19 protein-coding genes are annotated in these 20280 nt (G+C 63.2%); 8 read left to right on the top strand and 11 right to left on the bottom strand.

Translation table 11 applies throughout. From position 1 onward, the window contains the following. Positions 1 to 152: 152 nt before the first annotated feature. Genes N430_RS08975 through ttgA form a run of 3 tightly spaced genes read right to left on the bottom strand, consistent with a single transcriptional unit; the run spans position 153 to position 5914 of the window. Positions 153 to 1607, bottom strand: a complete 1455-nt coding sequence (locus N430_RS08975) for an AdeC/AdeK/OprM family multidrug efflux complex outer membrane factor (RefSeq protein WP_110635994.1) — start codon at positions 1605 to 1607, stop codon at positions 153 to 155. Then, entirely contained in the window at positions 1604 to 4756 is a 3153-nt protein-coding gene (gene ttgB, locus N430_RS08970; protein WP_110635997.1) for a multidrug efflux RND transporter permease subunit TtgB, read from the bottom strand. Before ttgB ends, N430_RS08975 begins: the two co-directional genes overlap by 4 nt. A gap of 3 nt (positions 4757 to 4759) precedes the next feature. After that, positions 4760 to 5914, bottom strand: a complete 1155-nt coding sequence (gene ttgA / locus N430_RS08965) for a toluene efflux RND transporter periplasmic adaptor subunit TtgA (RefSeq protein ID WP_110636000.1) — start codon at positions 5912 to 5914, stop codon at positions 4760 to 4762. A gap of 254 nt (positions 5915 to 6168) precedes the next feature. Between ttgA and ttgR the strand changes: the two genes are divergently transcribed. After that, positions 6169 to 6801 carry an efflux transport transcriptional regulator TtgR gene (ttgR, locus tag N430_RS08960; protein WP_110636002.1) on the top strand — a complete coding sequence of 211 codons (633 nt, stop codon included), beginning with the start codon at positions 6169 to 6171 and terminating at the stop codon, positions 6799 to 6801. 79 nt (positions 6802 to 6880) lie between these two features. Here the strand turns inward: ttgR and N430_RS08955 are convergent, their stop codons facing one another. Beyond that, a complete protein-coding gene (locus tag N430_RS08955) occupies positions 6881 to 8332 on the bottom strand; it encodes an MDR family MFS transporter (RefSeq protein ID WP_110636005.1) in 1452 nt (483 codons plus the stop codon). Between the two features lie 354 nt (positions 8333 to 8686). Between N430_RS08955 and N430_RS08950 the strand changes: the two genes are divergently transcribed. Beyond that, the gene (locus N430_RS08950) at positions 8687 to 9556 is read left to right on the top strand and encodes an oxaloacetate decarboxylase (RefSeq protein ID WP_110636008.1); all 870 of its coding nucleotides are present in this window, start codon (positions 8687 to 8689) and stop codon (positions 9554 to 9556) included. Between the two features lie 19 nt (positions 9557 to 9575). On the opposite strand, the gene N430_RS29430 is transcribed toward N430_RS08950, so the two are convergent. Further along, positions 9576 to 9749: a hypothetical protein gene (locus N430_RS29430; protein ID WP_165837344.1), complete on the bottom strand. Its 174-nt coding sequence runs from the start codon at positions 9747 to 9749 to the stop codon at positions 9576 to 9578. A gap of 44 nt (positions 9750 to 9793) precedes the next feature. Continuing rightward, positions 9794 to 10702, bottom strand: coding sequence for a LysR family transcriptional regulator (locus N430_RS08945; protein WP_110636011.1), 909 nt, complete (start codon positions 10700 to 10702; stop codon positions 9794 to 9796). Between the two features lie 102 nt (positions 10703 to 10804). Between N430_RS08945 and N430_RS08940 the strand changes: the two genes are divergently transcribed. Together N430_RS08940 and N430_RS08935 are read left to right on the top strand one after the other, a co-directional pair. Continuing rightward, on the top strand, positions 10805 to 11680 hold the full coding sequence (locus N430_RS08940) for an MBL fold metallo-hydrolase (protein WP_110636013.1): 876 nt from the start codon (positions 10805 to 10807) through the stop codon (positions 11678 to 11680). Between the two features lie 28 nt (positions 11681 to 11708). Beyond that, on the top strand, positions 11709 to 12323 hold the full coding sequence (locus tag N430_RS08935) for an NAD(P)-dependent oxidoreductase (protein ID WP_110636016.1): 615 nt from the start codon (positions 11709 to 11711) through the stop codon (positions 12321 to 12323). Positions 12324 to 12421: 98 nt separating this feature from the next. Here N430_RS08935 and N430_RS08925 read toward each other — a convergent pair whose 3' ends face one another. Then, positions 12422 to 13297 (bottom strand): LysR substrate-binding domain-containing protein, encoded by an 876-nt coding sequence (locus N430_RS08925; protein ID WP_110636019.1) that lies wholly within the window; start codon positions 13295 to 13297, stop codon positions 12422 to 12424. Between the two features lie 129 nt (positions 13298 to 13426). Here N430_RS08925 and N430_RS08920 point away from each other — a divergent pair, with 129 nt between their 5' ends. Then, the gene (locus N430_RS08920) at positions 13427 to 15064 is read left to right on the top strand and encodes a 5-guanidino-2-oxopentanoate decarboxylase (RefSeq protein ID WP_110636021.1); all 1638 of its coding nucleotides are present in this window, start codon (positions 13427 to 13429) and stop codon (positions 15062 to 15064) included. 2 nt (positions 15065 to 15066) lie between these two features. Here N430_RS08920 and N430_RS08915 read toward each other — a convergent pair whose 3' ends face one another. Continuing rightward, positions 15067 to 15987 carry an AraC family transcriptional regulator gene (locus N430_RS08915; protein WP_110636024.1) on the bottom strand — a complete coding sequence of 307 codons (921 nt, stop codon included), beginning with the start codon at positions 15985 to 15987 and terminating at the stop codon, positions 15067 to 15069. A 202-nt stretch (positions 15988 to 16189) separates the two neighbouring features. On the opposite strand from N430_RS08915, the gene N430_RS08910 reads away from it, so the two are divergent. Then, positions 16190 to 16483 (top strand): putative quinol monooxygenase, encoded by a 294-nt coding sequence (locus N430_RS08910; protein ID WP_103449332.1) that lies wholly within the window; start codon positions 16190 to 16192, stop codon positions 16481 to 16483. Positions 16484 to 16495: 12 nt separating this feature from the next. Further along, entirely contained in the window at positions 16496 to 16762 is a 267-nt protein-coding gene (locus N430_RS08905) for a hypothetical protein (protein WP_079226713.1), read from the top strand. Here the strand turns inward: N430_RS08905 and N430_RS08900 are convergent, their stop codons facing one another. Together N430_RS08900 and N430_RS08895 are read right to left on the bottom strand one after the other, a co-directional pair. Beyond that, complete coding sequence (locus N430_RS08900) at positions 16763 to 17368, bottom strand: flavin reductase family protein (RefSeq protein ID WP_110636027.1); 606 nt, start codon at positions 17366 to 17368, stop codon at positions 16763 to 16765. Positions 17369 to 17470: 102 nt separating this feature from the next. After that, positions 17471 to 17797, bottom strand: a complete 327-nt coding sequence (locus N430_RS08895; RefSeq protein ID WP_110636030.1) for a hypothetical protein — start codon at positions 17795 to 17797, stop codon at positions 17471 to 17473. Between the two features lie 354 nt (positions 17798 to 18151). Between N430_RS08895 and N430_RS08890 the strand changes: the two genes are divergently transcribed. Beyond that, positions 18152 to 18904 (top strand): hypothetical protein, encoded by a 753-nt coding sequence (locus N430_RS08890; protein WP_110636033.1) that lies wholly within the window; start codon positions 18152 to 18154, stop codon positions 18902 to 18904. A gap of 51 nt (positions 18905 to 18955) precedes the next feature. Here N430_RS08890 and N430_RS08885 read toward each other — a convergent pair whose 3' ends face one another. Next, positions 18956 to 20275: an MFS transporter gene (locus N430_RS08885; protein WP_110636269.1), complete on the bottom strand. Its 1320-nt coding sequence runs from the start codon at positions 20273 to 20275 to the stop codon at positions 18956 to 18958. Positions 20276 to 20280 lie beyond the last annotated feature (5 nt).

Here is a 20280-nt window from a genome sequence, read left to right as displayed (position 1 = left end):
GCGTTGCGTGGAGGATGGTGCGGGGCTGGGCGGGGGTGAGGCAATTCGCCGCAAACGGTATTGGGCGATAATCGAACGCTATGTTCCGCCTGGTTAATTTTGCCCAACAAAAAGCCCAGCGCGAGGCTGGGCTTGAGGCTGTTGCCGGTCGATCAGCTCTTCGGTGTGTCCACCGAAGCTTGCTGGTTGGCCTGGCCAGACTGCTCGTACCAGCCACCGCCGAGCGCCTTGTACAGGTTGACCTCGCTGGTCAGCTGCGAGAGGCGGTCGGTGATCAGCGACTGTTGCGACGAGTACAGGTTGCGCTGGGCATCGAGGAAGGTCAGGTTGCTGTCGATCCCGATGCGGTAGCGGCGTTCGGCCAGGCGGTAGTAGTCCTGGTTCGCCTGCACCAGGTCGCGTTGCGCCTGCAGCTGCTCTTCGAAGGTCTTGCGCGCCGCCAGGCCATCGGAGACTTCCTGGAAGGCAGTCTGGATGGTCTTTTCGTACTTGGCGACGTTGATGTCCTTCTGGATCTTCGAGTAGTCCAGGCTGGCCTTCAGGCTGCCGGCGTTGAAGATCGGCAGATTGATCTGCGGCTGGAACAGCCAGGTGCCCTGGCCGCCCGCGAACAGGTGGCCCATGTCGGGGCTCAGGCTGCCGGCGTTGGCGGTCAGGCTGATGCTCGGGAAGAACGCTGCGCGGGCTGCACCGATGTTGGCATTGGCGGCCTTGAGGAGGTGTTCGGCTTCCTGGATGTCCGGGCGACGCTGGAGGATGTCGGACGGCAGGCCGGCCGGCACTTCGGCCAGCTGGTCGGCATTGAGCTCCAGCGGCTTGGCCATGTCGGCCGGAATGCCGGTGCCCAGCAGCACGGTCAGGCTATTGACGTCCTGGGCGACCAGGCGCTGGTACTGCGAGTACTTGACCCGTGCGCCTTCCACCGCGGTACGCGACTGGCTGACGTCGAGCGCCGAAGCCACACCGACTTCGTTGCTGCGACGGGTCAGGTTGTAGCTTTCCTCGTAGGTCTTGAGCGTCTCTTCGGTCAGCTTGAACAGCGCCTGGTCGGCCTGCCAGGTGTAGTAGGCGTTGGCCACGCTGGCCACCAGGGCGATCTGCGTGGAGCGGCGCGCCTGCTCGCTGGACAGGTAGGTTTCCAGGGCCTGCTCGGTCAGGCTGCGGACGCGGCCGAACAGGTCCAGCTCATAGGCGCTGACGCCCAGGGTGGCCGAGTACTGGCTGGTGATGCTGGATTCACCAGTGGTCGACATGTTTGCCGGCACGCGCTGGCGGCTGCCGCTGCCGGTGGCCGAAACCGCCGGGAACAGGTCGGCACGCTGGATGCGGTACTGGGCGCGGTAGGCGTCGATGTTCAACGCCGCCACACGCAGGTCACGGTTGTTCACCAGCGAGGTCTGGATCAGCTGCTGCAGTGCCGGGTCATGGAAGAACTGGCGCCAGCCCTGTTCGGCGGCGGCCACGTCGGCCGACTGGGTCGGCGAGTACGCAGGGCCTTGCGGCCACTGCGCGGCCACCGGCGATTCCGGGGTCTGGTAGTCAGGGATCAGCGAGCAGCCGCCGAGAATGAAAGCGGTTACCGCCAGGGACAACAAAGACTTGGTCATTGCCCAGCCTCATAACGTGGAGTTTCAGGGGTGGCGTCTTTTTCCGGCTCTTTGCTGCCGAACAGCGACGACACTGCGACGAAGAATAGCGGTACCCAGAAGATTGCCAACACGGTCGCACTGATCATGCCGCCGATCACCCCGGTGCCGATGGCATGCTGGCTGCCGGCGCCAGCGCCGCTGGCGATGGTCAACGGTACCACGCCGAGGATGAACGCCAGCGAGGTCATGATGATCGGGCGCAGACGCATGCGGCAGGCTTCGATGGCCGAGTCGTACAGGCTGCGGCCCTGCTCGTGCAGTTCCTTGGCGAATTCGACGATCAGGATCGCGTTCTTCGCCGCCAGGCCGATGGTGGTCAACAGGCCGACCAGGAAGTAAACGTCGTTGGACAACCCGCGCAGGCTGGTGGCGATCAGTGCACCGATGATACCCAGCGGTACGACCAGCACGACGGCGATCGGGATCGACCAGCTTTCGTACAGTGCTGCCAGGCAGAGGAACACGAACAGGACCGAGAGGGCGAACAGTGCCGGCATCTGCGAGCCGGAGAGTTTTTCCTCGTAGGACATGCCGGTCCAGGAGAAGCCGACACCGGCTGGCAATTCGCCGGCAATGCGCTCGACTTCGGCCATGGCCTCACCAGTACTGTAGCCCGGCGCCGGGGCACCGAGGATTTCCATCGCTTCGACGCCGTTGTAACGCGACAGCTTCGGCGAACCGTAGGTCCATTCGCCCTTGGCGAAGGAAGAGAACGGTACCATCTCGCCAGCGCCGTTGCGCACGTACCACTTCTGCAGGTCTTCCGGGCTCATCCGCGAGTTGGGTTCACCCTGGATGTACACTTTCTTGACCCGGCCACGGTCGATGAAGTCGTTGACGTAGCTGGCACCCAGGGCAATCGACAGGGTGTTGTTGATGTCGGCAATGGTCACGCCCAGGGCGCTGGCACGTTCGTCATCGATGGTCAGCTGGTATTGCGGTTCATCGTTCAGGCCGTTCGGGCGCACGGCGCTGAGGATCTTGCTTTGCGCGGCCTTGGCCAGGAACTGGTTGCGTGCTTCCATCAGCTTGGCATGGCCGACACCGCCGCGGTCCTGCAGGAACACGTCGAAGCCGGTGGCGTTACCCAGCTCCAGTACCGCAGGCGGGGCGAAGGCGAACACCATCGCATCGCGGAAGGTGAAGAAGTGCTGCTGGGCGCGCTGGGCGAGGTTGAACACGCTGTTCTCGGCCGAACGCTCACCCCACGGCTTGAGCATGATGAACGCCATACCGGAGCTCTGGCCACGGCCGGCGAAGTTGAAGCCGTTGACGGTGAATACCGACGACACAGTGTCGGCTTCATCCTTGAGCAGGTACTCACGCATCTGGTCGACCACCACCTGGGTGCGCTCGGCACTGGAGCCGGCTGGCGTCTGCACCTGGGCGAACAGTACACCCTGGTCTTCTTCAGGCAGGAACGCGGTCGGGATGCGAGCGAACAGCCAGATCATGCCGACGACGATCAGCGCATAGGCCAGCAGGAACGGCACCTTGTTGCGCAGGATTGCGCCAACGCTACGCTCGTAACCGTTTACGCTGCGGTCAAAGTTGCGGTTGAACCAGCCGAAGAAGCCACCTTTGGCGGTGTGGTGCTCGCCTTTCTTCAGCGGCTTGAGCATGGTTGCGCAGAGTGCCGGGGTGAAGATCAGCGCCACCAGCACCGACAGGCCCATGGCCGAGACGATGGTGATGGAGAACTGCCGGTAGATCACACCGGTGGAGCCGCCGAAGAACGCCATGGGTAGCAGTACCGCCGACAGCACCAGGGCGATACCCACCAGGGCGCCCTGGATCTGCTCCATGGAGCGCTTGGTCGCCTCCTTGGGCGGCAGGCCCTCTTCGGACATCACCCGCTCGACGTTCTCCACCACGACGATGGCGTCGTCCACCAGCAAGCCGATGGCCAGGACCATGGCGAACATGGTCAGGGTGTTGATGCTGAAGCCCGCAGCGGCAAGGATGCCGAAGGTACCCAGCAACACCACCGGGACAGTCATGGTGGTGATGATGGTGGCGCGGAAGTTCTGCAGGAACAGGTACATCACCAGGAACACCAGGACCACGGCTTCGATCAGGGTGTGGATCACGCCGCTGATCGACTCGGTGACCACCGGGGTGGTGTCATACGGGAATACCGCTTTCACCCCAGGCGGGAAGAACGGTTCCAGGTCGGAAATGGTCTTGCGCAGGGCCTTGGCGGTGTCCAGGGCGTTGGCGCCGGTGGCCAGTTTTACGGCCAGGCCGGAAGCCGGCTTGCCGTTGAACTGTGCGCTGACCGCGTAGTTTTCGCCGCCCAGGCCGACCTGGGCGACATCGCCCAGACGCACCTGCGAACCGTCGGTGTTGACCTTGAGCAGGATCTTCTCGAACTGCTCGGCGGTCTGCAGGCGGGTCTTGCCGATGATGGTGGCGTTCAGCTGGGTACCCGGCATGGCGGGCAGGCCGCCGAGCTGGCCGGAGGACACCTGCACGTTCTGCGCGGCAACCGCGGTCTTGACGTCGACCGGGGTCAGCTGGAACTTGTTCAGCTTGGCCGGATCGAGCCAGATACGCATGGCGTACTGCGCACCGAACACCTGGAAGTCACCCACACCGGCAGTCCGCGAAATCGGGTCCTGCATGTTGGAGACGATATAGTTGGCCAGGTCGTCCTTGGTCATGCTGCCGTCTTCGGACACCAGGCCGATCACCAGCAGGAAGTTCTTCACTGCCTTGGTGACACGGATACCTTGCTGCTGCACTTCCTGCGGCAGCAGTGGGGTGGCCAGGTTCAGCTTGTTCTGCACCTGGACCTGGGCGGTGTCAGGGTTGGTACCCTGCTCGAAGGTGGCGGTAATGGTCATGCTGCCGTCGGAGTTGCTTTCCGACGACACATAACGCAGGTTGTCGATACCGTTGAGCTGCTGCTCGATGACCTGCACCACGGTGTCCTGCACGGTCTGCGCCGAGGCGCCCGGGTAGGTCACGGCGATGGCGATGGCCGGCGGCGCGATGCTCGGGTACTGGTTGATCGGCAGCTTCAGGATCGACAGGGCGCCGACCAGCATGATCACCAAGGCGATCACCCAGGCGAAGATCGGGCGATCGATAAAGAACTTCGACATGGTTTACTCCGCTTTGGCGTCTGCTTTGGCCGCGTTGGCCTGATCAGGGCTGCCTGGCTTCTTGACGTTGGTGGCGTCGCTGACCTTGACCTCGACGCCAGGGCGCACGTACTGCAGGCCTTCGGTGATCAGGCGGTCGCCCGGGTTCAAGCCGTCCTCGATCAGCCAGTCGCTGCCCAGGGTACGGCTGGCCTTGAGCTGGCGCAGTTCGACCTTGTTCTCCTGGTTGACCACCAGCGCGGTCGGCGCGCCCTTGAGGTCGCGGGTCACGCCCTGTTGCGGGGCCAGGATGGCGTTGGCGTTGACCCCGGCCTTGAGCCGCGCATGCACGAACATGCCAGGCAGCAGGGTGTGGTCAGGGTTGGGGAAGAGCGCACGCAGGGTCACCGAGCCAGTGGTCTCGTCGACCGCGACTTCGGAGAACTCCAGGCGGCCTTCCTGCTTGAACAGGCTGCCGTCTTCCAGCACCAGCTGCACCGAGGCGGCGTTTTCGCCGGCCTTCTGCAGTTGGCCGCTTTCCAGGTCACGGCGCAGCTTGAGCAGCTCGGCGGTGGACTGGGTGACGTCGACGTAGATCGGGTCGAGCTGCTGGATGGTGGCCATGGCGTTGGTCTGGCCATTGCTCACCAGGGCGCCTTCGGTGAACGAGGAGCGGCCGATGCGACCGCTGATCGGGGCGAGGACCTTGGTGTAGCGCAGGTCGATCTGTGCGCTTTTCAGCGAAGCTTCGGCCTGCAATCGTTTGGCACTGGCATCGTCGTACTCCTGCTTCGATACCGCCTGCTCGTTGACCAGCTGCTTGTAGCGCTCGGCCAGCGACTTGGTGGATTGCAGGTTCGCCTGGGCGTTGGCCAGGGTCGCTTCATACACGGCAGGGTCGATCTGGTACAGCTGCTGGCCTTCCTTGACGTCGCTGCCTTCCTTGAACAGGCGCTTGAGGATGATGCCATTGACCTGCGGGCGCACTTCGGCGACGCGGAAGGCAGTGGTACGCCCTGGCAGTTCCGAGGTCAGGGTGAAGGATTGCGGTTGGATGGTCACGACGCCGACCTGAGGAGCCTGCGCTGCGGGCGCGGCTTCTTCTTTCTTACAGCCACTTAGCAGGGTTGCCAGGGCGACGGCGGAAACCAGAGCGGTAACGGCTGGCTTGAATTGCATGAGGATCCTCGGGTCGCAAGAGCAGGGAGACGCTCAAGAGTAATGGAAGAGTCTTGTCAGAAAAAAACTATCCGGTGGATAAATAGCTTGCTAAGGAATATACTTACATTCATGGTTGTTTGTAAATACCGCTGGGTAGTACTTGGCTACTACCACAGCCCTTGATTAGCCCATCCGGAAGGCACCCTGCAGAGGTGACCCCGGCGGATTCCCCGTGCGCGAAGCGTAGCGGGCCCAGATGAGGTTGTACTGCCATGGTCCGTCGAACCAAAGAAGAAGCCCAGGAGACCCGTGCCCAGATCATAGAGGCAGCGGAAAAGGCCTTCTACAAGCGCGGGGTTGCGCGAACCACACTGGCCGACATCGCCGAGCTGGCGGGCGTGACCCGGGGCGCGATCTACTGGCACTTCAACAACAAGGCGGAGCTGGTGCAGGCGTTGCTCGACAGCCTGCATGAAACCCATGACCACCTGGCGCGGGCCAGTGAAAGCGAAGACGAACTGGACCCGCTCGGCTGCATGCGCAAGCTGTTGCTGCAGGTGCTCAACGAGCTGGTACTGGACGCCCGTACCCGGCGTATCAATGAAATCCTGCATCACAAGTGCGAGTTCACCGATGACATGTGTGAAATTCGCCAGCAGCGCCAAGGCGCGGTGCTGGACTGCCATGTGGGCATCGACCTGGCGCTGGCCAATGCCGTTCGCCGTGGTCAGTTGCCGGCGGAGCTGGATGTCGGGCGCGCTTCTGTCGCCTTGTTCGCCTATGTTGACGGCTTGATCGGGCGCTGGTTGCTGCTACCGGACAGCTTCGATCTGCTGCGCGACGCGGAAAAATGGGTCGACACAGGGCTGGATATGCTGCGCTTGAGCCCCGCGCTACGCAAATGACACTTTGTTAAGGATTGTGAGGGAGTGTTTCCCTCATGTATTAAGTGAGTATTAATGCCTTACGGCAATTGCGCAGCCCTTAACGGCCGCGCAATTGCCGGTCCGGCAGCGCCAAGGCCGCCAGCAGCCCCAGCAAGGCAACTCCCGCACTGCCCAGCAACAACTGGCGGAACGTCTCCAGCAGTTTCATCTGCGTGTGCGGATCCGCTTCACCTGCCTTCAGGCTCCCCAGTAGCGGGTTGCCCAGTAATTCGAAACCACCTTGTTGCAACAGCGCCAGCAACAAGCTGGACATGCACGCCACACCCATGGCCCCGCCGAGTGAGCGGAACAGGTTGGTGGTACTGGTGGCCACGCCGATATCCTTGCTTTCCACTGCACTCTGCGTGCCCACCAGCGAGGTCGGGAACTGCAGGCCACAGGCAATGCCGGTCAGCAGCATGAACACGGCACTGAGCAGGCCAGACTGTGGTGGGGTGATGGCCATGGCGAAGATCGCCACGGGCATCAGCACGGCACCCGCCAGAATCTGTGGTTTGAAGCGCCCGGTGCGGCTGGTCATGCGGCCACCGGTGTAGGCGCCCATGGGCAGGCCCGTGACCAGCGGCAGCAGGTGCAGCGCGGCGCTGTCGGCACCGGCGCCAGTGATGCCCTGGTAGCGCAGCGGTATCAGCATGGTCAGTGAAATCGACTGGAAGCTGGCAAAGAAGATCACCCCCCAGCACAGCACGGCCACCCGGTTGCCGAACAGGCCCATGGGCAGCAGCGGTTCCTGGCAGCGCCACTCATGGCCAATGAACAGGCTCAGGCCAAGCAAGGCGCAGGCGAACAGGGTCAGCACCGCGGGTGCGCTCCACGCCTGGCCTTGGCCGACCAGGGTGATGCCCAGCAGCAGACTGCCCAGGCCGAGGATCATCAGCACCGCGCCGAGGTAATCGACCCGAGCCTGACGGTGCTGCACCGGCATCCCGGCCAGGGCGCGGCGGATCGCCCACAGTGCGACCAGGCCCAGCGGCAGGTTGATCCAGAACACCCAGCGCCAGGACAGGTACTCGGTCAGCCAGCCGCCGAGCACTGGCCCGGCCACACTCGCCACGGCGTACATGCTGCTGAAGTAGCCCTGGTATCGGCCGCGTTCGCGCGGAGGCACGAAGTCGCCGATGATCGCCTGGCTCACCGAGACCATGCCGCCGGCACCAATGCCTTGCAGCACGCGCGCCATGACCAGTTGCTGCATGTCCTGGGCCAGGGCGCAGGCGATCGAGGCCAGGGTGAACAGGCTGATACCGGTGAGGATCATGCGTCGCCGGCCATACAGGTCGCCGAGCTTGCCGTAGATCGGCACGGCCACGGTCATCGCCACCATGTAGCCGGAAATCACCCAGGCCAGCAGACCGACATCGTTGAACTGGGCCGAGATGGCCGGCAGGGAGACGGCGACGATGGTCTGGTCGAGGGCACCGAGGAAGATCGCCAGCATCAGGGCGGTCAACACGTTGCGCAGGACGGTCGGGGGCAGGGCGGCAGTCACGGAGGTACCTTGTCTGAAAGGGCGACGCGAATAGCGGGATTGTAACCCGAGTTAGGTAGCTTCCTATGTACTATCTGCATCGCCTATGCAAGATCGGCATTGGCGCATTCATCCAGCGCTGCATGGCCGCGTGATATCGTTGGTATGCCACAGGGGCTGTAAGCCGCGGCCTGCACCAGCCTGGTGCAACATTATGCCGCAGGGTTTGTACGCCGCTGTCTCCCACACCTTTTATTCCTCTGCCTGCATGTCGAGCATGACCGCCCAGATGGCGACGGTTGGAACAGGTCAGGTAGACCCGATTCAGGGGTCGGTAGCAACCGTTCAATTTCTACATATATAAGCGGAGTGATCATGCCCAAGGCTTCCCATCAAGATCTGCGTTTTGCCTTCCGCGAGCTGCTCGCTTCAGGTTCCTGCTATCACACCGCCTCCGTGTTCGATCCGATGTCGGCACGCATCGCTGCCGACCTGGGCTTTGAAGTCGGCATCCTCGGCGGTTCGGTGGCTTCGTTGCAGGTGCTGGCCGCACCGGACTTCGCCCTGATCACCTTGAGCGAGTTCGTCGAGCAGGCCACCCGCATTGGCCGCGTGGCGCAACTGCCGGTGCTGGCCGATGCCGACCACGGTTACGGCAACGCGCTCAACGTCATGCGCACGGTCATCGAACTGGAGCGCGCCGGCGTGGCTGCGCTGACCATCGAAGACACCCTGTTGCCTGCCCAGTTCGGGCGCAAGTCCACCGACCTGATCTCGGTCGAGGAGGGCGTCGGCAAGATCCGTGCGGCGCTGGAAGCGCGCGTCGACTCGTCGCTGTCGATCATCGCCCGGACCAATGCCGGCGTGCTCACCACCGAGGAAATCATCGTCCGCACCCAGAGCTACCAGAAGGCCGGTGCCGACGGTATCTGCATGGTCGGGGTGAAGGATTTCGATCAGCTGGAAAAGATCGCCGAGCACTTGACCGTGCCGCTGATGCTGGTGACCTACGCCAACCCCAACCTGCGTGACGACGAGCGACTCGCTCGCCTGGGCGTGCGTATCGTGGTCGACGGCCATGCCGCCTACTTCGCCGCGATCAAGGCCACCTACGACTGCCTGCGCCTGCAGCGTGGCCAGCAGAACAAGTCCGAGAACCTCAGCGCCACCGAGCTCTCGCACACCTACACCCAGCCCGAGGATTACATCCGCTGGGCCAAGGAGTACATGAGCGTCGAGGAGTGATTGGCATGGCGCCAATCAACTAACGGACGGCACTCAAGGTTGCGGTGTGGGGCACGCAGTGTTCCTGCTCGCAACGGTTGGCCGCACTGGGCTGGCTGCGCAGCAGTTCGGCGCGCCAGCAGGCCGAGCCATACAGCGCTGCAACCGCCGTCAGGGCCATGACCATGGCGACTCTTCTGGACTTGATGCCCATGGTGCTCACCTCCTGTTACTGCACAGGTGACACTCTAAGCATAGTCAATACAAATCCCGGTCCCACTCCGGTTCGTCTTTGAACCGTTGCACCAGAAAATCCAGCATGCTGCGCAAGGTCGCCGGCATATGCTTGCGCGAGGTGTAGACCGCGTTCAGGTTCAGCTCCCGTGGCCGCGCTTCAGGCAGCAGCCGTACCAGGGCGCCGCTGCGCAGTGCCGTGGCCGCCTGGTAGGTTGGCAGCATGGCGATGCCGGCACCTGCCAGTGTCGCGTTCTGCAGTGTCATGACCTCGTTGGCGCTGATGTTGCCTTGCACCGGCACGGCAATCTGTTGGCCGCCCACCTCGAAATGCCAGAGGCTATGGCCAAAATAGGCATGGGTCAGGCAGTTGTGCTGGCTCAGTTCCTCGACCCGCTGCGGCGTGCCGTGCTCGCGCAGGTAGGCGGGCGTTGCACAGATCACCGAGCGGCATACGGTCAGGCGCCTGGCAATCAGGTTCGGGTCCAGATCGTTGCTGGTACGGATTGCCAGGTCGATACGCTCGTCCACCAGATTGACCGTGCGATCGAGCATCTGCAGTTCAACCTTCACGCCTGGGTAGCGCCGCACATACTCGGCGACCGCATCGGCCAGCTGCGCCTGGCCAAACGACGTACTGACGCTGATGCGCAGGGCACCCTTAGGCGCATCTTGCGGTTGTTGCACCGCAGCCTGCAGGTCGCCGGCCAGTTCCAGCAACTGCCGGCAGCGGGGCAGGGTTTCCTGGCCGGCAGCAGTCAGGCTGAGCTTGCGCGTGGTGCGCTGCATCAGCCGTGCGCCGACCCACTCCTCCAGCTCGGCCAGGTAGCGCGACACCACAGGCCGCGACAGCTGCAGGTGGTCCGCCGCTGCGGACTGGCTGCCCAGATCGACGACGGTGACGAAAACGCGCATGGCGTTGAGACGGTCCATGATTTGCCCGATTTTAGAAACAAACTATGTCTGAGCATCGCATTTTTTGTCATGGATCGGGCAACTAAGCTGTTGCCCATCGTTCATCCCGCAGGAATTACCATGTCGTTCTTCACCCCCTTGCGTGGCCTGCTGCTGGCCTGCATCACCCTGGCCGGCCCGGCACTGGCTGCCGAGCCGTTGCAGCTCGAGGTATACAACCCGGGGCATCAGGCCATTTTCCCGGTCAGTTCGGTGATCGTCAGCGGCGAGAAAGAGGCCATCCTGGTCGATGCCCAGTTCGGCAAGGCCCAGGCCGAGCAGTTGGTGCAGCGCCTGCAAGCCAGCGGCAAACGCCTGACCACCATCTACATCAGCCACGGTGACCCGGATTACTACTTCGGGCTCGATACCGTGACCCAGGCCTTCCCCGACGCCAAGGTGTTCGCCTCGGCAGCCACGCTGGCCCATATCCGCCAGACCATGGACGCCAAGCTGGCCTACTGGGGGCCGCAGATGGGCGCGGACAAACCGGCGCGGCTGGTGCTACCGCAGGTGCTGCACGGCCACACCCTGATGCTGGAAGGGCAGTCGCTGGAGGTCGTCGGCCTGGATGGCCCGCAACCGGATCGCAGTTTCGTCTGGATTCCGTCGATCAGGGCTGTGGTCGGCGGTGTCGTGGTTGCGCAGAACATCCATGTGTGGATGGCCGACACCCAGACGGCCAAGTCCCACGCCGACTGGCTTGCGACCCTGGCGAAGATCGAGACCTTGGCACCGCGTACGGTGGTGCCTGGCCATTACCTGGGCCAGAGCGACCACTCACTCGACGCCGTGCGCTTCACGGCGGGCTACATCCGCGCGTTCGATGCCGAAGCGGCCAGGGCGAAGGATAGCGGCGCGTTGATTGAGGCGATGAAACAGCGCTATCCCGCGCTTGCCGATGAGAGTTCGCTGGAGCTCGGCGCGAAGGTCGCCAAGGGCGAAATGAAGTGGTAATTCCGTTCAACTGACAGGAGCATTTTCGATGAGCAAGATCGCAATCATTGGCGCCACCGGCCGTGCCGGCAGCCAGTTGCTGGAAGAAGCCCTGCGTCGTGGCCACAGTGTGGTGGCCATTGCCCGTGATCCATCGAGGCTACAGGGGCGCGAAGGTGTAACCACCCAGGCATTGGATGCCAAGGACAGTGCAGCCCTGCAGCAGGCGGTCGCAGGTGTCGACGCGGTGCTCAGTGCAGCGCATTTCTCGACCCTCGAGCCCCAGGCCATCATCGAGCCGGTCAAGCGTGCCGGGGTCAAGCGCCTGTTGGTGGTGGGCGGCGCAGGCAGCCTGCTGCTGCCTTCCGGGCACCGCGTGATCGACAGCCCGGACTTCCCGGAGGCCTACAAGGCCGAGGCCAGTGCCGGGGTGCGTTTTCTCGATGCGCTGCGTCAGGAGCCGACACTGGACTGGACCTTCCTCTCGCCCTCGGCGGAGTTCGTCGAAGGCGAGCGCAGCGGGCACTACAAACTGGGCAAGGACCATCTGCTGATTGGTGCGGATGGCAAAAGCACGATCACCTTTGCCGACTTTGCCATTGCCATGCTCGATGAGCTGGAGAAACCGGCGCACTCGCGCCAGCGCTTCACCGTCGGTTACTGAGTCGCCTGCTTCGCGGGCATGCCCGCTCCCACAGGTACTGCACAGGTTTCAAGCCTTGTGCCGAACCTGTGGGAGCGGGCGCGCCCGCGAATAGGCCCTCATTGACTGGCTCGGCTTTCCAGCCAATCAAACAATTCCACCAAGCCTGGCGGATGGCTCTTGGGGTGGCTCACCAGGTAATACCCTTTACCGGTCTGCACCTTCAGCGCAAACGGCATGCACAGCCGCCCCCCGCGCAAGTCATCACCGATCAGCGCCCAATCACCAATCGCCACCCCGGTTCCCTGCGATGCCATGGCCATCGCCATGTCCAGCGTTTCGAAATGCTGCTTGGGCCCCTGTGCTTCCAGCACCACGCCTGCTGCCTGCAGCCACAGCCGCCAGTCATGTTCATCCCGTGATGGATGCAGCAGCATGTGCCGGGCCAGATCCTGGATCTGTTGCAGGGGCACCGCCCCGTTCAACAGCGAAGGCGCACACACCGGTGTCAGTTGCTCGTCGAACAGCTTGCGCACCCGCAGCCCATGGTTCGGCGCAGCGCCATAGACCACGGCGGCATCGAACCCCTCACGGCGAAAGTCCACCCCGTGCTGCACCGTGGTGGTCAACTCGACCGGCACGTCGGGCCGCAGTGCCTGCCACTCCATCAGCCGCGGCAGCAGCCAGCGCATCACGCAGGTCGGTGCCTTGAGCTGCAAGGTGGCGCTGCGCCCGCCCACTTCGCGCACGCCTTGTTCGATAAGGCCGAAGATCTGCTGCACCCGAGGCAGCCAGTCCTGGCCTTCGCGGGTCAGGCTCAGGCCGCGAGCCTGGCGCTGGAACAAGGCGTAGCCCAGGTGCTCCTCGAGCCCGGCAATCTGCCGGCTGACGGCGCCCTGGGTGATATGCAGCTGCTGTGCGGCACGGGTGAAATTGCAGTGCTGCGCGGTGACCAGAAAGGTGTGCAGGGCGGGCAGGGGCGGTAACCGTTTCATTGCGCTGAGCCATGATTACAGGACATGGCTAGTATGTGTTTTTTTGCATTGTGGCGGTAGCGCTGCCTTGGGTCCAATGGGCGCAGATTGCAACAAGATTCTCCCCAACAAGATCTTAGGTGAAACCCCATGGCAACCTGCGGCGAAGTATTGGTCAAACTCCTTGAAGGCTATGGCGTGGACCATGTCTTCGGCATTCCCGGCGTACATACCGTGGAGCTCTACCGTGGTCTGGCGCGCTCGTCGATCCGCCATATCACCCCGCGCCACGAGCAGGGCGCCGGATTCATGGCTGATGGCTATGCGCGTACCCGTGGCAAGCCAGGCGTGTGCTTCATCATCACCGGCCCCGGCATGACCAACATCACCACCGCCATGGGCCAGGCCTATGCCGATTCGATCCCGATGCTGGTGATCTCCAGTGTGCAGTCGCGCGATCAGCTGGGCGGTGGCCGCGGCAAGCTGCACGAACTGCCGAACCAGGCAGCGCTGGTGTCGGGTGTGGCGGCGTTCTCGCAGACGCTGATGAGCGCCGATGACCTGCCGCAGGTGCTGGCTCGCGCCTTTGCCGTGTTCGATGGCGCCCGCCCGCGCCCGGTGCATATCGAGATCCCGCTGGACGTGCTGGTCGAGCCCGCCGACCACCTGCTGCCCGGCCGCCCTGTGCGCAGTGCCCGCGCAGGTGCCGCTCCCCAGGCCGTATCCGCCATGGCCGAACGCCTGGCCAATGCCCGCCGACCGCTGATCCTGGCCGGTGGTGGCGCACTGGCTGCGGCTGCACCGTTGGCGCTGCTGGCTGAGCACTTGCAGGCACCGGTGGCATTGACCATCAATGCCAAAGGCCTGCTGCCAGCCAGCCACCCGCTGCAGATCGGTTCGACCCAATCGCTGGTCGTCACCCGTGAGCTGGTGGAAGAGGCCGATGTGGTGCTGGCGATCGGCACTGAACTGGCCGAGACCGACTATGACGTGACCTTCAAGGGCGGTTTCAAGATTCCCGGCAGCCTGCTGCGCATCGACATCGACCCGGACCAGACCGTGCGCAACTACCTGCCGGAGCTGGCGCTGGTGGCGGATGCCGAACTGGCCGCGCAATCCCTGCTTGAGGCCTTGCGTCAGCTTCCCGCACCGGTGCGTGCCGAGGGCTGGGGCGTTGCCCGCGCGCAGCGCCTGCGCGACGCGTTGGCAACGGGCTGGGACCAGCCGACGCTGAGCCAGACACGCCTGCTGAGCAGCATTCTGCAAAGCCTGCCCAACGCCATTCTGGTCGGTGACTCGACCCAGCCGGTATACACCGGCAACCTGACCCTGGACATGGATCAGCCGCGCCGCTGGTTCAATGCTTCGACCGGCTACGGCACTTTGGGCTATGCGTTGCCAGCGGCGATGGGCGCCTGGTTGGGCAGCGCCGAGCAAGCGGCTGAGCGTGCGCCAGCGGTCTGCCTGATTGGCGATGGCGGCATGCAGTTCACCCTGCCGGAACTGGCCAGCGCGGTAGAGGCGCAGGTGCCGATGATCGTGCTGCTGTGGAATAACCAGGGTTACGAGGAGATCAAGAAGTACATGGTCAACCGGGCGATCGAGCCGGTCGGGGTGGACATTCATACCCCGGATTTCATCGGCGTGGCGCGGGCGTTGGGCGCCGATGCCGAGCATGTGGCCGATGTCGAGCAACTGCAAGCTGCGCTGGCAAGGGCGGTGGAGCGCAAGGGGCCGACGCTGATCCAGGTCGATCAGAACCAGTGGCAGGCAGCGGTCGCGGGCTGATATCAACCCGCGCTGGCGCGCAACCTCGCCACATCACGAATCGGCGGTGCGCCATACAGCCGGCTGTACTCGCGGCTGAACTGTGACGGGCTTTCATACCCCACCCGATAGCCCGCCACCGCCGCTTCCAGGCCGTCGTTGAGCATCAGCCGCCGCGCCTCCTGCAGGCGCAGTTGCTTCTGGTACTGCAGCGGGCTCATGGAGGTCACGGCCTTGAAGCGGTGATGCAAGGTCGAGGTACTGAGGTTGACCTCACGGGCCAGGTCCTCGATGCGCAGCGGCTGTTGGTAGTTCTGGTTGAGCCAGGTGATGGCCTGGCACACCCGGTGGGTCTGGCTGTTGGCCAGGGCGATTTCGTACAGACGATAACCCTGCGGCCCACGCAGCAGGCGGTAGAGAATCTCGCGACGAATCAGCGGCGCCAGCATGCCGATGTCGCGCGGTGAATCCAGCAAGCGGACCAGCCGCAGCAGCGCGTCGAGCAGTTGCGGGTCGGTGCGTTCCACATACAGGCCACGGCCGGAGGGCAGATTGGGCACCAGCATCGGCCCGCTCTCGGCGATCAGCTGGCTGATTTCGGCCGGGTCGAGGTCCATGCGAATGCCCAGGCTCGGGTTTTCCGGGCTGGCGTCCAGCTTGACGCCGCTCAGCGGCAAGGTCACCGATACCACCATGTAGTGCAACGGGTCGTAGGCGTATTGTTCGTCGCCGAGGAACAGGCTTTTGCTGCCCTGCGCCAGGATGCACAGCGCCGGTTGAGCCAAGGTCGGCACCGAACGGACGTTTTCGGTGTAGCGCACCAGATACAGGTCGTCGATGGCCGAGGCGGGACCATGGGGCTCGCCAGCGTGCTTGCGGATCAACGCGGCCAGTTCCTGGCGTTGCACTTCCAGGGTCGGGTCGATGGACGGGGCGGTAGTCATGATGGCTTTCCTCTGCTGACCGACGCAGCATAGGTTTGGGCAATGGCAGGCGCTAGTCGAAAGCTGCACGTCGATTGCCTGATCCTGCCGCGCTGCAGGATCAGGCAATCGGTGAGCAGTAATGGCCTAACGCGTCGCGCGCGCCAGCCCCTAACCTTGGCAGCCTGGTTTATCCGCCCGCCTGCTTCAAGGAGATCGTGCAATGACCCTACGACAACCGGTCACCCATCTGGCCTTCATCCGTGCCAGCAGCGGTCGCTCCGCAGAACTCGGCGCCCGCCTGCGCGACTTGCTGGAGCCGTCCTTGCGCACCCCGGGCTGCCTGAGCTTCACCGTGCAGCGTTCCCAGGCCGACGCCGACCTGTGGCTGCTCAGCGGCAGTTGGCAGGATCAACAGGCGATGAGTGGCTACTTCGCCTCGCCCACCCTCAATGTGTTTGGCGAGCTGGTTCAGGCGCAGGTCGTCAGCAGCCTCGACCTGCATACCTTCGATTGAAACACGGTTAGAATGCCGCCCCTCGATCAACAGGCGGATGGCAACATGGCACGTAGAGAATTCCCGCATTTCGAAGCGGTTTCGGCGATGGTCCCGGTGGAAGGCGGTGGCTATAACGCCGCCATCGCGGTCAAGGCCCTGGGCATGGGCGGCGCGCCGCGTTTCCACAAGGTACTCGACGAGCAAGTGTTCAAAAGCGCCATGGCGGCTGACGAAGCCGCCTGCGCCGAGCTTGCACGCCTGCAGGGCGTGGGCGAGGAAGGCGAACTGATCTGGTGATCAGGCCTGTGGGCGAGCCATCTTGAACAGGTTGCCCAACTCGAAGTAATCCGCCGGGCCACCGCCACGCAGGATCGGCTCGGCGGCAGCGGTATCGTAGATGCCGTTCTTCAGCAGGTGCTCGGCAATGTGCACCGCCACCACCTCACCCAGAATCAGCCAGCTGGGCACCAGTGCCTGATCGGCGCGCTTGAGCTGGACGATCTGGCTCACCTTGCACTCGAAGGCCACCGGCGTTTCGCCTACGCGTGGCACCTTGACGATATTCGATGGCACCGCAGTCAGGCCGCTCAGTTCGAATTCGTTGACATCGGCGGCGACGGCCGCGCAGCTCTGGTTCATCTGCTCGGCCAGTGGCCGAGTCGCCAGGTTCCAGACGAATTCGCCGGTCTGCTCGATGTTGTTCAGGCTGTCTTTGCGCCCGACGCTGCAGAAACCGATGATTGGTGGAATGTAGTTGAAGGCGTTGAAGAAGCTGTACGGCGCGAGGTTCAGCTGGCCGTCCTGGCTCTGCGAGGAAATCCAGCCGATCGGGCGCGGGCCGACGATGGCGTTGAACGGGTCGTGGGGCAGGCCGTGGCCTTTGGCGGGTTCGTAGTAGTACATCTGCCAGCATCCTGGGAACGAGGTGCCTAGTGTGCCAAGCCTTTGTCCGCCTGAAAATGATCAAGCCCGGCGCGAGGCCGGGCTGGTAGCGCGCAACAGGGATCAGCTGAGGCGGTGGGCGTTGGTGCGGTCGAAGCCGTCTTCGGCGAAGCGTTGGGCGTTGGTGTGGTCGAAGCCATCTTCAGCGAAGCGTTGGGCGCCGGTGTGGTCGAAACCATCTTCGGCGAAGCGTTGGGCGCCGGTGTGATCGAAGCCATCTTCGGCGAAGCGCTGAGCGCCAGTGTGGTCGAAGCCGTCTTCTGCATAGCTGGCCGATTGAGTTTGAGCGGCGGCGAAAGTGTGGGCGTTGGTGCGGTCAAAACCATCTTCGGCGAATGCGCCAGCAGCGAATACCGAGAGGGCCAGGGTGAGGATCAGTTTGCTTTTCATGGTCGTTGCTCCTTTGGGTGCGAGAGGTTGTTTGTTTCTATGGGTTTAATGCTACTCCGATTAATTTGATTAAAAAGCGCAAAAAATAGCGTCTAAAAATCGAATTAATAGATATATTCGGACGCACGCTGCGTAAATCGGCGAGTGATGATGCCTTTGGGTGAGGTGCTTCAAACCCAAGGCGAGCGCAATGCTTCGCCAGCCGTTGCAGATTGACGGGGTGGGATTAATCGGGGGTTAAGAACGAAAAATCTTAATTTGTAACAGCGTATGACGCTTTTTTCATATATCGCCAACCGATTTTTCAGGCCTTGCTCAGCACCATCGCCGCACTCAATTCCGGAGCGGCAAACAATGAACAAACTTCCGCAAATCACCCTGGCCTTCTGGGTCATGAAGATCTGCGCCACCACCCTTGGCGAAACGGCCGGTGATCTGCTGTCGATGACCCTCAACGTTGGCTATGCCGTCAGCTCGATGGTGCTGATCAGCGTGTTCCTGGTGACCTTGCTTGGTCAGCTGTTTTCGCGCCGCTATCACCCGATGCTGTATTGGCTGGTGATCCTGTCCACCAGCACGGCCGGCACCACCATGTCCGACTTCATGGACCGCACCCTGGGCCTGGGCTATGCCGCAGGTTCGGCAATCCTGATCGGCATCCTGCTGCTGACCTTCCTGGTCTGGCGCCTGAGCGGCAACCCGCTTGACGTCACCCGCATCAAGAACCGTACCGGTGAAATCTATTACTGGATCGCCATCCTGTTCTCCAACACCTTGGGTACCGCGTTGGGTGACTACCTGGCGGACGACTCGGGTCTGGGCTTTGCCGGTGGAGCACTGCTGGTCGGCAGCGCCATCGCCCTGGTGGTACTGGCCCGCTACTGGACGCGCATCCCGGGTGTGGTGCTGTTCTGGGTGGCCTTCGTGCTGACCCGTCCGTTCGGCGCGACCCTTGGCGACGTCCTGACCAAGCCGCACGAGAAGGGCGGGCTGGACTTCGGTACCATCGGCTCTTCCGCTGTGCTGGGGGGCGTGCTGCTGGTGCTGGTGCTGATGGCGAGCTGGTACCAGAAACGTGAACCGCGTCAGGTGCTGGAGATGTCCTGAAGCAAAAAGGGCGCCCTTGATAGGGCGCCCTTCTTTCAGGCGGTATCACCTTCAGTCAGTGGTAATCCGCGAATGCTGCTTGGTGTCCTTCATGGTCGCATACACCAGCAGTGAGCAGGCGATACACGCCGTGACGTACCAGTAAAAGCCGCTTTCCATGCCGACGCTCTTGAACCACAGGGCCACGTACTCGGCGGTGCCGCCGAAGATCGACACGGTCAATGCGTACGGCAGGCCGACGCCCAGGGCGCGGATTTCGGTAGGGAACAGCTCGGCCTTCACCACCGCGTTGATCGAGGTGTAGCCGCTGACGATGATCAGCGCCGCCATGATCAGGAAGAACGCGCCCCACCAGGTCTGGATGGTGTGCAGGGTGCTGAGGATCGGTACGGTGAACAGGGTGCCGAGCACGCCGAAGGCGATCAGGATCGGGCGACGGCCGATCTTGTCGGACAGGCCACCGATCACCGGCTGCAGGCACATGAACAGGAACAGCGTGGCCGCCGAGATGGTGGTCGAATCGCTGATGCTCATGCCCACCGTGTTGACCAGGTACTTCTGCATGTAGGTGGTGTAGGTGTAGAAGGCCAGGGTGCCGCCCATGGTCAGGCCGACCACGGTCATCAACTCCTTGGGGTGGCGCATGAGGGTGCGCATCAGGCTTTCCTTGGCCTTTTCCTTCTTGGTGAAAGAGGCGGTTTCTTCCATGCCGCGGCGCAGGTACAGGGCAACCACCGCGCACAGTGCGCCGATCACGAAGGGTACACGCCAGCCCCAGGCGTACAGCTGCTCGGTGGTCAGGGTCTGCTGCAGGATGATCAGTACTGCCAGGGCGATGAGCTGGCCGGAAATCAGCGTCACGTACTGGAAGCTGGAGAAGAAGCCACGGCGGTCCTTGCTGGCCATTTCGCTGAGGTAGGTGGCCGAGGTGCCGTATTCGCCGCCCACCGACAGGCCCTGCATCAGGCGTGCGATGACCAGCAGGACCGGCGCGGCGACGCCGATGGTTTCATAGCCTGGGGTCAGGGCGATCACCAGGGAGCCGGCGCACATCAGCAGCACCGAAGCCATCAGCGCGGCCTTGCGGCCCTTGCGGTCGGCGTACAGACCCATCAGCCAGCCACCGATCGGGCGCATCAGGAAGCCCACGGCGAAGATCGCGGCGGTGTTGAGCAATTGGGCGGTTGAGTCGCCGGCAGGGAAGAAGGCCTTGGCGAAGTACAGCGAGAATGCGGCGTAGACGTACCAGTCGTACCATTCGACCATGTTGCCGATGGAACCACTGAAGATCGACTTGAGGCGGCTGGCGGTGGTTTTTTCAGCGGCGGGCGTGACGGCCGCCCCGGCTGGCAGGGAGGTGGCGTTATCCATCAGGG

Origin of the sequence: Pseudomonas sp. CC120222-01a (genome assembly GCF_003097235.1) — a bacterium.
Taxonomy (GTDB): Bacteria; Pseudomonadota; Gammaproteobacteria; order Pseudomonadales; family Pseudomonadaceae; genus Aquipseudomonas.
The sequence above is the reverse complement of the archived record's forward strand: the minus strand, read 5'-3'. Positions and strand labels throughout refer to the sequence as shown.

Coding starts and splice junctions, on each gene's coding strand:
- N430_RS08910 (WP_103449332.1), top strand. CDS start 16,190: ATGACCCTACGACAACCGGTCACCCATCTGGCCTTCATCCGTGCCAGC.
- N430_RS08950 (WP_110636008.1), top strand. CDS start 8,687: ATGCCCAAGGCTTCCCATCAAGATCTGCGTTTTGCCTTCCGCGAGCTG.
- N430_RS08925 (WP_110636019.1), bottom strand. CDS start 13,297: ATGAAACGGTTACCGCCCCTGCCCGCCCTGCACACCTTTCTGGTCACC.
- N430_RS08905 (WP_079226713.1), top strand. CDS start 16,496: ATGCCGCCCCTCGATCAACAGGCGGATGGCAACATGGCACGTAGAGAA.
- N430_RS29430 (WP_165837344.1), bottom strand. CDS start 9,749: ATGGGCATCAAGTCCAGAAGAGTCGCCATGGTCATGGCCCTGACGGCG.
- ttgR (WP_110636002.1), top strand. CDS start 6,169: ATGGTCCGTCGAACCAAAGAAGAAGCCCAGGAGACCCGTGCCCAGATC.
- ttgB (WP_110635997.1), bottom strand. CDS start 4,756: ATGTCGAAGTTCTTTATCGATCGCCCGATCTTCGCCTGGGTGATCGCC.
- N430_RS08920 (WP_110636021.1), top strand. CDS start 13,427: ATGGCAACCTGCGGCGAAGTATTGGTCAAACTCCTTGAAGGCTATGGC.
- N430_RS08890 (WP_110636033.1), top strand. CDS start 18,152: ATGAACAAACTTCCGCAAATCACCCTGGCCTTCTGGGTCATGAAGATC.
- N430_RS08900 (WP_110636027.1), bottom strand. CDS start 17,368: ATGTACTACTACGAACCCGCCAAAGGCCACGGCCTGCCCCACGACCCG.
- ttgA (WP_110636000.1), bottom strand. CDS start 5,914: ATGCAATTCAAGCCAGCCGTTACCGCTCTGGTTTCCGCCGTCGCCCTG.
- N430_RS08935 (WP_110636016.1), top strand. CDS start 11,709: ATGAGCAAGATCGCAATCATTGGCGCCACCGGCCGTGCCGGCAGCCAG.
- N430_RS08885 (WP_110636269.1), bottom strand. CDS start 20,275: ATGGATAACGCCACCTCCCTGCCAGCCGGGGCGGCCGTCACGCCCGCC.
- N430_RS08895 (WP_110636030.1), bottom strand. CDS start 17,797: ATGAAAAGCAAACTGATCCTCACCCTGGCCCTCTCGGTATTCGCTGCT.
- N430_RS08975 (WP_110635994.1), bottom strand. CDS start 1,607: ATGACCAAGTCTTTGTTGTCCCTGGCGGTAACCGCTTTCATTCTCGGC.
- N430_RS08915 (WP_110636024.1), bottom strand. CDS start 15,987: ATGACTACCGCCCCGTCCATCGACCCGACCCTGGAAGTGCAACGCCAG.
- N430_RS08940 (WP_110636013.1), top strand. CDS start 10,805: ATGTCGTTCTTCACCCCCTTGCGTGGCCTGCTGCTGGCCTGCATCACC.
- N430_RS08945 (WP_110636011.1), bottom strand. CDS start 10,702: ATGGACCGTCTCAACGCCATGCGCGTTTTCGTCACCGTCGTCGATCTG.